We start from the raw sequence: 13,310 nt of genomic DNA, 5'->3' as shown, positions 1-13,310 counted from the left end.
CCGTCAGTACAGAACGGCGCGAGGTTAATTTATTAAAGTTGTCGATCATGATGTTAGAGCATGTCTTGCGTCAATTAATCGAAATGCGTACGTCGAGATTGCTGCGTGTCGCTTCCGAGTAAGGGCAAACAATATGCGCTGCATCAACGAGCTCGCGCGCCTGCCCAGCTTCAATACCCGGCAATGTCACAGCGAGAGCAACGTCCAAACCGAAACCCTTGCCATCTTCACGCGGTCCGATGCCGACGGTTGCCGTTACGGCAGTTTCTTCGGGCAGCTTGACCTTCTTCTGCGAAGCGACAAATTTCAATGCACTCAGAAAACAGGCTGAATACCCAGCCCCAAACAGCTGCTCGGGATTAGTACCCTGTGCGCCATTGCCACCGAGTTCCTTGGGCGTTGAAAGCGTGACTTCCAAACGACCATCTTCACTCTTTGCGCTGCCATCGCGCCCGCCTGTTGCTGTTGCCCTGGTTGTATAAAGAATGCTCATTTTCTTTCCTTTCGATTGTAATCTGCTCGATGCATATTAAATTGCACGCAATTGAATTGTGCGCAATAGTTATTTTATATAAATGATGAAAAATTAAATGGTGCACGATTGATCGAGCTTGGTTATCCTGAGCAAGTTGTTGAGAAGGAAGATAAAATGGCCCCGAAAAAGCAAAATCCGGAATCGCAGTTGAAGCTGGAGAATTTCCTTTGCTTCGCCATTTACTCCACTGCTAACGCCGTAACCCGTGCCTATCAACCTCGGCTTTCAGCGCTAAAGCTTACCTATCCGCAATATCTGGTGATGGTGGTATTATGGGAAGAGGAGAACCAGACTGTCACAGCTATCGGTGACAAGCTCAGTCTGGACTCCGGGACATTGACGCCGCTGTTGAAGCGGCTGGAAACAGCCGGTCTTATATCGCGTCGGCGCGACAAGGCCGATGAACGACAGGTTCTGATCAATCTGACTGATGATGGCCGTGCCATGCGAGAACGCGCGGAATCAGTGCCTGTGGCAATGGGACAGGCATTTGGCTGCACCATGGACGAAGCGCGTGGAATGCGCGCTGAACTGATCAGCCTGCGCGACTCTCTCGTGGCGAGCATCGACGAGACAAAATAAAGGCGCTGTTTCCAGCGCCTTTATAGGTCATTATCGCCAGTGATTATGCAGCAATCTTCTTTGGCTGGATCAGTCCACGAGCAACCAGAAGTTCTGCGATCTGAACGGTGTTCAAGGCTGCGCCTTTGCGCAGATTGTCAGAAACGATCCAGAGCGACAGGCCGTTTTCGACCGTTATGTCTTCGCGGATACGTGAAATGTAGGTGGCGTCTTCACCGGCAGCTTCATAAGGTGTGATGTAACCGCCGTCTTCATGACGATCGATAACAAGACAGCCAGGCGCATCGCTCAATATTTCCCGGGCTTCTTCAGCGCTCATTGGGCTCTCAAACTCAATGTTTACTGCCTCGGAATGACCGATGAAAACAGGCACGCGTACGCAGGTCGCCGTCAGCTTGATTTTGGGATCAAGCATCTTCTTGGTCTCGGCAACCATCTTCCACTCTTCCTTGGTATATCCGTCCTCCATAAATACATCGATATGGGGAATGACATTGAAGGCGATGCGCTTGGTGAACTTCTTGGCTTCCACCGGGTCGGCCACGAAGACCGCGCGCGACTGTTGGAAGAGTTCATCCATGCCGTCCTTACCCGCGCCAGATACGGACTGATATGTAGAAATCACCAGACGCTTGATGCGCGCCTTGTCATGCAGCGGCTTCAAGGCAACGACAAGCTGCGCTGTCGAGCAATTCGGATTGGCAATGATGTTCTTCTTGCTGAAGCCCACAATCGCATCCGGGTTCACTTCCGGTACAATCAGAGGAACGTTGGAATCGTAGCGCCACGCGGATGAATTATCGATAACGACGCAGCCCTGCGCTCCAATCTTTGGCGACCATTCTTTGGAAATATTGCCGCCCGCAGACATGAGGCAAATGTCGGTGTCTGAAAAATCATAGGTATCGAGCGCTTTGACCTTGAGCGTCCTATCTCCATAGGAAACTTCGGTGCCCTGTGACCGACGTGACGCCAGAGCAACGACTTCGCTCACTGGAAAGCCACGCTCTTCCAGTATTGTCAACATTTCGCGGCCCACATTGCCTGTGGCGCCAACAATCGCAACCTTGAAACTCATTATATATTCTCCTGTCCCTCTCCGCTGCTTTTAACCCGCCGGCCACTGCGGGTCTTATCCCCCGAGCCGGGCTCGGGAGGGGGCGAGCAGGCCAAGGGAAATCAGACCGTTTTGGTGGTCGTTTTCGAGAGTGTTTTGGCCGAAATTTTGGTTTGGAAAGCAGGCGCACGAACAGAACCGGCAACAATGCCGGAACGGTTGAATAAAAATAGCGATGTTGATTCGCTGTACACGCGGGGCTCTCCTAGTCCGTTTGTGCTTGTACGCGGTTTCCAAGAAGAGTCAATTACATCTTTAACGGGCAAGAATATGTCGTGTTACGCACAATTTTAGACATTTGGCATAAGTTACGGGCTTTGCTTTCTTCAATATTTAGTCAACAATTGACTGGTGCATTGGGTTGTATGACCTTGGGGGGAAGAAATTCACAAGGACGTTCGCCAGCGTGCGATCTGCAATAGCACAGGCTAGGCAGAAAGACTGTACGCAAATGTCGATAGTGGGGACATGACAAAAGCTTTGGGCTGAACGTGTCTCTTTGAACTTGGGACTTAATTGCTGTTTTCTGGGAGGAATAGAAATGGCATCCACTACCGTGGCCGGCGCTACCAGCCGGGGGATGACGCGGGAAGAAAAGAAAGTAATCTTCGCTTCTTCTCTCGGCACTGTTTTTGAGTGGTACGACTTTTACCTTTACGGTTCATTGGCTGTCTTTATTGGCGCCGCATTCTTCAGTGAGTATCCTGAAGCAACCCGCAACATCTTTGCTTTGCTTGCATTTGCCGCCGGCTTTCTGGTCCGCCCGTTCGGCGCGCTGGTGTTCGGCCGCATCGGCGATCTCGTCGGCCGCAAATATACCTTCCTTGTCACAATCCTGATTATGGGTTTATCGACCTTTCTGGTCGGTATCCTGCCAGGCTCAGCAAGTTGGGGTATTGCGGCTCCGATCATTCTGATCGTCCTGCGCATGCTTCAGGGCCTTGCCCTGGGCGGTGAGTATGGCGGTGCTGCAACTTATGTTGCGGAACACGCGCCCAGCAATCGACGTGGCTTCTATACTTCCTGGATTCAGACCACCGCTACGCTTGGTCTTTTCCTGTCACTCATCGTTATTCTGATCATTCAAAATTCAATGTCCAAGGAAGCATTCTCCGCTTGGGGATGGCGCATTCCTTTCATCCTGTCATTCGTTCTCTTGGGTGTTTCTGTCTGGATTCGTTTGTCACTCAGTGAATCTCCTGCCTTTAAGAAGATGAAGGAAGAAGGCAAAGGATCCAAGGCTCCCCTTACTGAAGCATTTGGACAATGGAAGAATGCAAAAATCGCTTTGCTGGCGCTCTTTGGTCTTACAGCAGGTCAGGCAGTTGTTTGGTATTCAGGTCAGTTTTACGCGCTGTTCTTCTTGCAGAACGTTCTGAAAGTAGACGGGGAATCCGTAAACATCATGATTGCCATTGCACTCTTGTTGGGTACAGGCTTCTTCGTTTTCTTTGGTTGGCTGTCTGACAAAATCGGACGCAAACCCATCATCATGGCTGGCTTGGCGCTCGCCATTCTCACCTATTTTCCACTGTTCAAAGCATTGACCTGGGCCGCAAATCCGGCGCTCGCGTCATCGCAGCAGAATGTGCGTGCAACGGTTACGGCAGCACCGGGAGATTGTAACTTCCAGTTCAATCCGGTCGGGACAAGAAAACCGGTCACCTCTTGTGATGTTGCAACAGACTTCCTTGCCAAGAACTCGATCCCTTATGATATCGCTGTAACAGCTCCGGCAGGCGCTGCTGCAACGGTCAAGATCGGTGAGGAAACTGTTGAATCCTACAATGTATCATCCGCCGGTACTGATGCTGCTGCAAAAGACGGCGCATTCAAAAAAGGCGTAAACTCTGCGCTTCAGGATGCTGGTTACCCGCTTGTTCGCGATCCTGTAAAGGTTGCAGACAGCAAGCTTGATGCCCTGGTTGCGGCTAATCCAAAACTAGCATTGGATGCAGCTGCCATCCGCGCAGGCGAGAAAACCGTTGTTCCTGTGGATCAGGCCGTCAAAGACAAGCTGATCACTGCCGAGGAAGCTGCCGGTGCCACTGAAGTTACCGTTTATACTGTACCAAAAGCCGGTGCATTCAAGATGGTAGCGGATCCGGCAGCGGTCAATTGGACAATGATTATCGGTATCCTGTTCATTCTCGTCCTCTATGTGACGATGGTTTATGGGCCGATTGCAGCAATATTGGTTGAAATGTTCCCGACCCGTATCCGCTATACCGGTATGTCTCTACCCTATCATATCGGCAACGGCTGGTTCGGTGGTCTATTACCGGCAACAGTCTTCGCGATGAGCGCAGCCAAGGGCGATATTTACTACGGCCTCTGGTATCCAATCGTAATCGCTACGATGACCTTGATCATCGGTCTGCTCTTCGTTCGCGATACAAAAGATACCAATCTGGACGAAATAAAATAACATTCTGCCAAACAAAAAAGCCCGGCGTGATCATTCACGCCGGGCTTTTCATTTCAACCACTATGGTCATGCAGTGAGAGATTTGAACTTTGCAAGAATCGCATCACCCATCTCAACAGTTCCAACTTTCGTCATGCCATCGGACATGATGTCAGCAGTGCGGATTCCATCCTCAAGAACTCCGGCAATAGCCGCTTCCAGCCGATCTGCTTCAGCCACCATATTGAACGAATAACGCAGACACATAGCGAACGAGGCGATCATCGCTATTGGATTGGCCGCTCCAGTACCGGCAATATCCGGCGCAGAGCCATGCACCGGCTCATACAGAGCCTTACGGCTTCCTGTTTTGCCGTCGGGCGCACCAAGCGAGGCTGATGGTAGCATGCCCAGTGACCCTGTCAGCATTGCAGCAATATCGGAAAGCATATCGCCGAACAGATTGTCTGTGACAATGACGTCAAACTGCTTGGGCCAGCGCACAAGTTGCATGCCGCCGGCATCGGCAAGCATATGATCAAGTTTCACATCCGGATATTTGGTCTTATGGGTTGCAGTGACGACCTCATTCCACAAAACGCCCGACTTCATGACGTTGCGCTTTTCCATTGAGGTGACCTTGTTGCCACGGGTGCGGGCTAATTCAAAAGCGACCCCGGAAATGCGCTCGATCTCATAGGTATCGTAAACCTGAGTGTCGATGCCGCGCTTTTGTCCGTTGCCAAGATCGCGAATTTCCTTCGGTGCTCCGAAATACACACCGCCAGTCAGCTCACGCACGATGAGAATATCCAGACCTTCCACGATTTCCTTCTTCAAGGAAGACGAATCAGCAAGCGCCGGATAGCAGATAGCCGGGCGCAGATTGGCAAATAGCTCCATATCCTTGCGCAAGCGCAGCAGACCCGCCTCAGGACGAACATCATAGGGAACGCTATCCCATTTTGGACCACCAACAGCACCAAACAGCACAGCATCCGACGCCAATGCCTTTTGCATATCTGTTTCGGAAATGGCTTTTCCATGTGCATCGTAAGCACAACCGCCGACCAGGCCCTCGTCCAGCTCAAAATCACTTTTCAGCTCGGCATTCATATAGGCAATAATCTTGCGGACCTCGGCCATTGCCTCAGGGCCGATACCATCGCCTGGAAGAAGGAAAAGCTTTTTCGATGCCATGCTGGGAAACCTCATTATGTCATTAGCTCTTGTCAGGATGGCGCGTACTTAGCGCAACTTGAGCAAAGAAGAAAAGCGGTTTGCGAAATTATCTTAGAGCCTCACCGATAGGCACGCCTGTCAAATACCAAAAAGCCCGGCAAAAACCGGGCTTTTTGGATATTGAAACAGAATGATCAAGCCCAAGGACGCATTTCAGCATTGGACGCTTCGAAACTATCGATTTTCGATGCTTTTTCCATCGTCAAGCCGATGTCGTCCAAACCATTGAGCATACAGTAGCGACGGAACTCGTCGATCTCAAAGCTGATCGATCCGCCATCCGGTCCCTTGATCGTCAAAGCTTCAAGGTCAATGGATACCGTTGCATTCGAACCGCGCTGCGCGTCGTCCATGAGCTTATCGAGATTTTCCTGACTGACCCTGATCGGCAAAATACCGTTCTTGAAGCAGTTATTGTAGAAAATGTCTGCGAAACTCGTAGAGATGACACACCGGATACCGAAGTCCAGCAAAGCCCACGGCGCATGCTCTCGGCTGGAACCGCAACCGAAATTATCACCAGCGACAAGAATCTGAGCTTTGCGATAAGCTGGTTTGTTCAGGACAAAATCCGGATTCTCGCTGCCATCCTCAGCGTAACGCATTTCAGCGAACAGTCCCGTACCCAAGCCGGTACGCTTGATCGTTTTTAGATAGTCCTTAGGAATGATCATGTCAGTATCGACATTGATGATGGGCAGTGGGGCGGCAACGCCCGTGAGCTGGGTGAATTTATCCATAATAGCTGCCTGTACAGTCCGTGCGTAGGTAAGATTTATTCTTGGCTTTACACCAGCTTGGCCATGAATCAAAGCCTTTCACCTGTGGCACTTTATGCTTGTCAAATCTCAACCCTTGCCTTGCAAACCACTTCGGGGCAAAAAGTTGTCATGAGCAAGCTTTTCCGTCCGCGCCGATCCCTACTCTATGTTCCTGCATCCAATCCAAAAGCCTTGGCCAAAGTGGCATCCCTGAATGCCGATGCTATTATTTTCGATCTTGAGGATGCTGTCGCTCCCGAAGCCAAGGAAGATGCGAGAGAGGCTCTGCGCACGTATTTTGCAGCCAATCCGGCAGGCAAGGCCGAACGCATCATTCGTATTAATCATCTTTCCAGCGAATGGGGCAGTGAAGACCTTCTGGCTGCCCGCGCCTGTAAACCCGATGCGATTCTTCTGCCCAAGGTAGAGAATCTGCAGGATGTGATAGGTGTAGCGGAAATCCTGGAAGAAACCGATGCATCTGAGAATGTGCGTCTGTGGGCGATGATCGAAACGACGCGCGGTATTATCAACGCCGATGAAATCGCCGAACTTGGTCTCCGATCCACCTCGAGACTGGATTGTTTTGTCGTGGGCACGAACGACATAGCTAAAGAAACCGGAACAGCTTTGGAAAAAGGCCGGCATTTTTTCACGCCATGGCTTATGCAGATTTTGTTATGTGCCAAGGCCGGACGCCTCGATATTGTTGATGGCGTCTATAATGACTTTAACGATATGTCCGGCTTTGTAACCGAATGCAGCGAATCTTTCAAAATGGGCTTCGATGGCAAGAGCCTTATCCATCCCTCGCAGATTGAACCGGCGAACAAGGCGTTCACACCCAACGCGCAGTCAATAGCTGAAGCCCACTCTATTGTTCAGGCTTTTGACCTCATCGATAACGCAGGCAAGGGAGCGATTTCGCTGAATGGCCGGATGGTGGAGCGCATGCATCTTGAAACAGCACAAAAGTTGCTGGCAAGGATTGAAACAATCGATCAGAATTAGAATAAGTCAGACAAGCCTGAGAACTGGAACTCTATTATGAAGCTCTACAGATTTTTGACCGGCCCGGACGATGCAAGCTTTTGCCATAAGGTAACAGCCGCCCTTAACAAGGGCTGGCACATTTATGGTTCACCCACCTATGCGTTCAATTCAGTAACCGGCATCATGCAATGCGGGCAGGCTGTCGTTAAAGATGTCGATGGAGTTGACTACATACCCGGCACAACGAAGCTCAGCGATCACTAAATTCCAGTCAGCGCCTTAACGCCTGATACTGTGGTGGCGCTGAGTATTCGACGGGCAAGGCCATCGCCCCGTAACAGGCTATTCGACGCTTGCCTCTACACGTTCCATCTCCTCATCGGATAATCCGAAATGATGACCAATCTCATGGATGAGAACATGCGTAACAATATCGCCAAGCGCTTCTTCATATTCCGCCCAATAATCAAGTATAGCTCGCCGATAAAGCGTAATGCGATTGACCTGATCGCCCGTCTGCAAGGAAAATCGTTCGCCTATCCCATTGCCCTCGAAAAGGCCCATGAGTTCAAAGGGTGATTCCAGCCCCATATCGTCAATGATCTGGTCATCGGGAAACTCCGCGATCTGCATCGTGATTTCACCACACAGGCTGCGGAAGTTTTCCGGCAAATGGGCATAGGCATTAATCGCCAGCGATTCGATTTCAGCGATTGAAGGCGACAGGCGATTAGCCCAGTCGGCCGTTTGATTACTTCTGGCCATCACAAATCCTGGTAAGGTGTTCGTGGCCTCATATAGTGCGTTGGGGGCAAGTATGCGAGAGTGTCAATCTTCGAGAGCCCGGGCCTCTGAGGGAAGCATGATGGGGATACCATCTCGTACCGGATAAGCCAGCCGCGCCTTCTTGGAGATCAACTCCGATTTTTCCTGATCATATATCAGCGGTCCCTTGGTTAAAGGGCAAACAAGAAGCTCCAGCAATTTGCGATCAAGAGGTGTTTCACGATCAGCTTCTGTCATGGCGCGCCCTATTGCAGACTTGATTCATAGTCGTCTTGATCTTTTGCAAGAGCTATCTCAGTGATCGCAATCAAGGTTTCGGCTCTGGTTTTCAGATCTGTGGCTTCAAGCAAGGCTTGCTTTTCCGCTGCACCGAAAGGCGACATCATGGCGAGCGCATTCACCAGTGTTTCATTGCCAGCTCGTGATATGCCTTCCCAATCAGCCTCGAGACTGTTCGCATCGAGATAAGCGCGAAAAACACGCAGAAGTGCAGCCCTGTCAACCTCGCTGTCATCCGCCTCATCAAGGTCCGCACGCAAAGGCGCAATCTTGCATTGGCGATAAGGCGTGCGGGTTGAAAGTTCTTTCACAACTCGAAACCGGCAAATACCCTGAAGTGTAACCAGTATCCGGCCGTCACCTGTTTCGGCAAAGGAAGTTATCCTTCCAAGACAGCCTACTTCACTCAACTCAAGACCGTCTTCGTCTTCCTGATCAAGGCGGGGCTGGATCATGCCAATAACCCGTTTAGAAGCAAGAGCCGCATCGATCATCGCAAGATAGCGCAGTTCAAAAATGTTGAGCGGCAATTGACCACCGGGCAGCAGCAGTGCTCCCAAAAGAGGGAAAATCGGAACGTTTTCGGGTATATCGTCCAGCGTACGATAGCGAACATTTCCAGCTTGCATAACTTGCTCCGGGCCAAGCCCTTTAATCTGCTTTTCTGTATACTATACCTGTCAGGAAAACAGCAGGGAGGAAAGTTTACGGCGTGCGCTCATGGAAGCTGGATCACCCGCCCCCCAAGCATCGAAAAACTGCAAAAGCTGCTTGCGCGCGCCGTCCTCATTCCAATTACGATCTGCCTTCATGATGGCGAGAAGATGGTCGGCCGCCTCATCACGTTGATCCTTGGCGTTAAGTATCATGGCCAGATCATATCTCGCCTGGTGATCTGCAGGATTGGCCTTAAGGCGTGCTTCCAAAGCCGATTGATCGCCAAGCGCGGCGACTTGCAAGGCCAAAGCAATTTTTGCTTGAGCTGCCCGCACTCCGGCGTCTTCCTTGCCCGCTGGCGGCACTGACTCCAATGTTGCCTGTGCGGCCTGGATATCTCCAAGCTCGATCAGGCAATTTGCAAGGCCTGCAAGCGCCGCGACATGATCAGACACTTCTCCAAGCACTGCTGAGTAAATCTGGCTGGCTTGCTCAAACTCGCTTGCCTCAACCATTTGCGCGGCAGCGGCAAGCGCATCCTTTATTGCTTCATCGCGACCACCATTTGGCGAGGCGATCTTGTCAATAAATTCATTTACCTTCGATTCCGGCAAGGCGCCCATAAAACCATCTACGGGTTTACCATCCGAGAACGCGATCACGGCAGGTATTGACTGAATACCCAACTGCCCGGCAATTGCCGGATGGTCGTCAATATTCATTTTAACAAGTTTAACACGACCGCCAGCAGCCTGCACCGCCTTTTCCAAGATTGGCGTGAGCTGCTTGCAAGGGCCACACCACGGAGCCCAGAAATCGACAAGGACAGGCTGTCTCTTTGATTCAGCAATCACATCGGCCGGAAACGCAGCGGTTGTCGTATCCTTGATGACATCGCCCACAGGTGCAGGTGCTTCAGTGGATCCGAAAGTCAGCGTTGTTGCCGATGAACCACTGCCATACCCGCCGCTGAACGGATTATCTATATTGCTCATAAAATTCTCCGTCATCTTTGGATGATTAAATGCCGTTGGTAACGGCTTGTCTAGAACACTCAGTTTGGGTCTTATGCGCCAAATTTCAAGATCAAAGGCTCGTGTCCGGTCGCTTGGAGGAATCTCAAAAGATCGGGCGGGCGTATCGATGTTGTCGCCTCATTGGTCAGCGGGTGCGCATTGATGACTTCGTGATCGAACAGGCTTTCATCAAGTATGACTTTCACATTGTGATCCACATCATTGACGACACCGAGCACACTGACAGCGCCGGGAACAAGACCAAGGTACTCCAATAGTTTTTCCGGCTTGCCGAAAGATACCCGACTCGCTGCGCCAATTTTGGTATGGATGGTTTTCAGATCCACCTCGGCTTCCTCATCGACTGTCAGCAGGAAGAAGCTGTCCTTCTTGTCTTTAAGGAAGAGATTCTTCGTATGGGCACCAGTGACTTTTCCGCGCAAGGCTTGAGCTTCAGCAACGGTAAAAACCGCGGCGTGGCGAACTGTCGAAACTTCAATGCCAAGATCGCTGATGAATTGCATCAGTTGTTCGTACGACTTAGGCATTGCATACTCCTCACATCCACCAGGCGCTTTGTGAAACTTGTCTAAAGGCTCGGGGGCATTGTCTCAAGCAAAACCCTGAGACTTCATGGGACAATCTGTAAATTTTACGGATATCGAAAGAAAGTCCAATTTTCCCTGTTGCAATTGGTCTGCGCTTGGGTCATATAGCACCCGCTTCGCAAGACTAACTGGCGCATGCGGGAGTAGCTCAGGGGTAGAGCACAACCTTGCCAAGGTTGGGGTCGAGGGTTCGAATCCCTTCTCCCGCTCCAGTTGTCCGAAGATCAAAAGGCTCAGGTTTACCTGGGCCTTTTTGCTATTCAGAAACGTTTTTCCTGTCTGGCTCGATATGCGCGATTGCACAGGTGGAATGATATTTGCAATGTTCAGCTAAATAGCTAAACCATTGCCCATGGCACAGAAAAAAGCTCATGAAGTAGATTCGTTTTTAAAGCGTTTGGATCGCAGCTATCCGATCGTGCTTCTTTACGGGCCTGATAAAGGCCTGGTCAGCGAAAGAGCTGAGCTCTTCATTTCAATGACCGGATTGGCGAAAGATGACCCTTTTGCAGTTATCCGGCTGGATGCCGACATCATACAGGCGGAGCCCGGACGTTTATCCGATGAAGCCAACACAATATCCATGTTTGGTGGAGAGAGGCTGATCTGGGTGCGAAGCGCTTCCGGCCAGAAGGGTTTGGCTGATGCAGTTTCTCATTTGGCGAAGAATCCACCCGTTGCAACCTTCATACTTATCGAAGCTGGCGATTTGAAGAAAGGTGCGGGCTTACGAGGCATTGTCGAGCAAAGTGCCAGCGCAATGGCCCTGCCCTGCTATAGCGATGATGCGCGAGGTATTGACAGTACGATTGACGACATGCTGACCAAAAACCGACTGCAAATCGCTTTAGATGCGCGCAACTTGCTGAAAGAAAGTCTTGGCGGCGACAGATTGGCTACCCGTGCCGAGCTGGAAAAAATCTGCCTTTATGCACATGGCAAGGAGCGGATAACGATAGAAGATGTTCGTGACATTATAGGTGATGTCAGTGCCACATCTTATGAGACAATTGTCGACGCCATGATCACGGGAAATTTAAATGATTTCACTTCGGCATTTGATCGTGTCGTAAACACGGGTAGCTCAAGCTTTTTGATCCTCAGTTCAGCAATACGGCAGTTTCAAGCGTTACAAACGCTCCGTTACGGCATGGAAACAGAAAACAAAAATGCAGCTGCGATGGTTGCATCAGCAAGACCACCCGTATTCTTTGCAAGAAAAAAACTCATGGAAATGGCGCTTCAGCGCTGGTCAACAGCATCTTGTGCAAGAGCAATCGCGCGTCTGCAAAAGACTGTTCTCGATAGCAGGCGCAATACTGCTCTGTCGGTTCCAATCATCCGCCAAACGATGATTGCTCTGGTCGCTGAAGCAGCCCGGGCCGGACGCACCGCCGGGCGCTAACAGAAAGCCAATGATTTCAGGCCAAACCGCCCCATTTTGTGCGGTTTTGCAAACGCTGGCAAATCTCATCCAGCTGCTCAAGCGTCGTGTAATGAATACGCACATCCCCCCCCTTATTGAGGTGATTGACTGTAACACGCATGCCCATCACATCAGAAAGAAGTTTCTCAAGCGCCTGCGTATCCGCATCCTTTTCATTAGGCGTCTTTGCTTTGGGTGATTGCTGTTTTCCGCTTTCGCCCTGAGCCAGCGCTTCCGCTTGGCGGACCGATAGGCCATCGCGGACAATCTTGTCCGCCAAAGCAGCAGGATTATCGGCGGTGATCAATGTGCGTGCATGACCTGCAGACAGCGAACCATTTGTGATCATGTCGCGCACAGGCTCCGGCAACTTCAATAGCCGAAGTGTGTTGGCGACATGGCTTCGACTCTTACCTATGACCTGCGCCAAGTCAGCTTGCGTGTATTCGTGATCATCGATAAGCTGTTGATATCCCATACCTTCTTCCAAAGGATTGAGATCGGCGCGTTGTACATTCTCAATGATCGCAAGTTCAAGGGCAACGCGATCATCCACCTCGCGAATGATGACAGGAACTGTGGTAAGCCCGGCACGTTGCGCTGCACGCCAGCGACGCTCACCCGCTATCAACTCGTACCTGTCCGCCGAATCCTTGGCCAAACGGACAACCACCGGCTGAACAATGCCATGCTCACGGATGGAATTTGTCAGATCCTCCAGATCGCTTTCTGTAAACAATCTGCGGGGATTGCGCGGATTGCGGGCAATAAATTCTATCGGAATTTGCCGATCCAGCGTCGCGGCAGGAGCAGCTGCTTCGTCGGGCACACGATCCATCTCACCGATTAATGCTGCAAGGCCACGTCCCAAGCGTTTCTTTGACAGATCTTCATTCATTGT

The 13,310-nt window shown here is 50.9% G+C and carries 16 protein-coding genes and 1 tRNA gene; 6 read left to right on the top strand and 11 right to left on the bottom strand.

Features of this window, described 5'->3' with window-relative positions:
* Positions 1-70 precede the first annotated feature (70 nt).
* Entirely contained in the window at positions 71-493 is a 423-nt protein-coding gene (locus ACYJL1_RS02605) for an organic hydroperoxide resistance protein (protein ID WP_460896891.1), read from the bottom strand.
* A 156-nt stretch (positions 494-649) separates the two neighbouring features.
* Here ACYJL1_RS02605 and ACYJL1_RS02600 point away from each other — a divergent pair, with 156 nt between their 5' ends.
* A complete protein-coding gene (locus ACYJL1_RS02600; protein ID WP_460896890.1) occupies positions 650-1,117 on the top strand; it encodes a MarR family winged helix-turn-helix transcriptional regulator in 468 nt (155 codons plus the stop codon).
* Positions 1,118-1,160: 43 nt separating this feature from the next.
* On the opposite strand, the gene ACYJL1_RS02595 is transcribed toward ACYJL1_RS02600, so the two are convergent.
* On the bottom strand, positions 1,161-2,195 hold the full coding sequence (locus ACYJL1_RS02595) for an aspartate-semialdehyde dehydrogenase (protein ID WP_460896889.1): 1,035 nt from the start codon (positions 2,193-2,195) through the stop codon (positions 1,161-1,163).
* A 101-nt stretch (positions 2,196-2,296) separates the two neighbouring features.
* The gene (locus ACYJL1_RS02590; RefSeq protein ID WP_460896888.1) at positions 2,297-2,428 is read right to left on the bottom strand and encodes a hypothetical protein; all 132 of its coding nucleotides are present in this window, start codon (positions 2,426-2,428) and stop codon (positions 2,297-2,299) included.
* A gap of 347 nt (positions 2,429-2,775) precedes the next feature.
* Here ACYJL1_RS02590 and ACYJL1_RS02585 point away from each other — a divergent pair, with 347 nt between their 5' ends.
* Positions 2,776-4,662, top strand: a complete 1,887-nt coding sequence (locus ACYJL1_RS02585) for an MFS transporter (RefSeq protein WP_460896887.1) — start codon at positions 2,776-2,778, stop codon at positions 4,660-4,662.
* Positions 4,663-4,728: 66 nt separating this feature from the next.
* Here ACYJL1_RS02585 and leuB read toward each other — a convergent pair whose 3' ends face one another.
* A complete protein-coding gene (gene leuB, locus ACYJL1_RS02580) occupies positions 4,729-5,841 on the bottom strand; it encodes a 3-isopropylmalate dehydrogenase (protein ID WP_460896886.1) in 1,113 nt (370 codons plus the stop codon).
* Positions 5,842-6,017: 176 nt separating this feature from the next.
* A complete protein-coding gene (gene leuD / locus ACYJL1_RS02575) occupies positions 6,018-6,623 on the bottom strand; it encodes a 3-isopropylmalate dehydratase small subunit (protein WP_460896885.1) in 606 nt (201 codons plus the stop codon).
* Between the two features lie 57 nt (positions 6,624-6,680).
* On the opposite strand from leuD, the gene ACYJL1_RS02570 reads away from it, so the two are divergent.
* Together ACYJL1_RS02570 and ACYJL1_RS02565 are read left to right on the top strand one after the other, a co-directional pair.
* Positions 6,681-7,655, top strand: a complete 975-nt coding sequence (locus ACYJL1_RS02570) for an HpcH/HpaI aldolase/citrate lyase family protein (protein WP_460896884.1) — start codon at positions 6,681-6,683, stop codon at positions 7,653-7,655.
* 36 nt (positions 7,656-7,691) lie between these two features.
* Positions 7,692-7,901, top strand: a complete 210-nt coding sequence (locus tag ACYJL1_RS02565) for a DUF1737 domain-containing protein (RefSeq protein ID WP_115054484.1) — start codon at positions 7,692-7,694, stop codon at positions 7,899-7,901.
* A gap of 78 nt (positions 7,902-7,979) precedes the next feature.
* Here the strand turns inward: ACYJL1_RS02565 and ACYJL1_RS02560 are convergent, their stop codons facing one another.
* The 5 genes from ACYJL1_RS02560 to ACYJL1_RS02540 all read right to left on the bottom strand — a co-directional run bounded on the left by ACYJL1_RS02560 (position 7,980) and on the right by ACYJL1_RS02540 (position 10,923).
* Complete coding sequence (locus ACYJL1_RS02560) at positions 7,980-8,402, bottom strand: metallopeptidase family protein (RefSeq protein WP_460896883.1); 423 nt, start codon at positions 8,400-8,402, stop codon at positions 7,980-7,982.
* A gap of 63 nt (positions 8,403-8,465) precedes the next feature.
* Positions 8,466-8,660 carry a Trm112 family protein gene (locus tag ACYJL1_RS02555; protein ID WP_460896882.1) on the bottom strand — a complete coding sequence of 65 codons (195 nt, stop codon included), beginning with the start codon at positions 8,658-8,660 and terminating at the stop codon, positions 8,466-8,468.
* Between the two features lie 8 nt (positions 8,661-8,668).
* Positions 8,669-9,331: an LON peptidase substrate-binding domain-containing protein gene (locus ACYJL1_RS02550; RefSeq protein ID WP_460896881.1), complete on the bottom strand. Its 663-nt coding sequence runs from the start codon at positions 9,329-9,331 to the stop codon at positions 8,669-8,671.
* Positions 9,332-9,382: 51 nt separating this feature from the next.
* Complete coding sequence (gene trxA, locus ACYJL1_RS02545; protein ID WP_460896880.1) at positions 9,383-10,354, bottom strand: thioredoxin; 972 nt, start codon at positions 10,352-10,354, stop codon at positions 9,383-9,385.
* Between the two features lie 71 nt (positions 10,355-10,425).
* A complete protein-coding gene (locus ACYJL1_RS02540) occupies positions 10,426-10,923 on the bottom strand; it encodes a prolyl-tRNA synthetase associated domain-containing protein (protein WP_460896879.1) in 498 nt (165 codons plus the stop codon).
* A 197-nt stretch (positions 10,924-11,120) separates the two neighbouring features.
* Between ACYJL1_RS02540 and ACYJL1_RS02535 the strand changes: the two genes are divergently transcribed.
* Together ACYJL1_RS02535 and holA are read left to right on the top strand one after the other, a co-directional pair.
* Positions 11,121-11,195, top strand: a tRNA-Gly gene (locus ACYJL1_RS02535).
* 140 nt (positions 11,196-11,335) lie between these two features.
* Entirely contained in the window at positions 11,336-12,388 is a 1,053-nt protein-coding gene (holA, locus tag ACYJL1_RS02530) for a DNA polymerase III subunit delta (protein ID WP_460896878.1), read from the top strand.
* A 16-nt stretch (positions 12,389-12,404) separates the two neighbouring features.
* On the opposite strand, the gene ACYJL1_RS02525 is transcribed toward holA, so the two are convergent.
* Positions 12,405-13,307, bottom strand: coding sequence for a ParB/RepB/Spo0J family partition protein (locus ACYJL1_RS02525; protein ID WP_460896877.1), 903 nt, complete (start codon positions 13,305-13,307; stop codon positions 12,405-12,407).
* Between the last annotated feature and the right edge of the window lie 3 nt (positions 13,308-13,310).

It is taken from the genome of Phyllobacterium sp. K27, from assembly GCF_054796155.1.
This window is presented reverse-complemented; position numbering and strand designations above follow the sequence as displayed.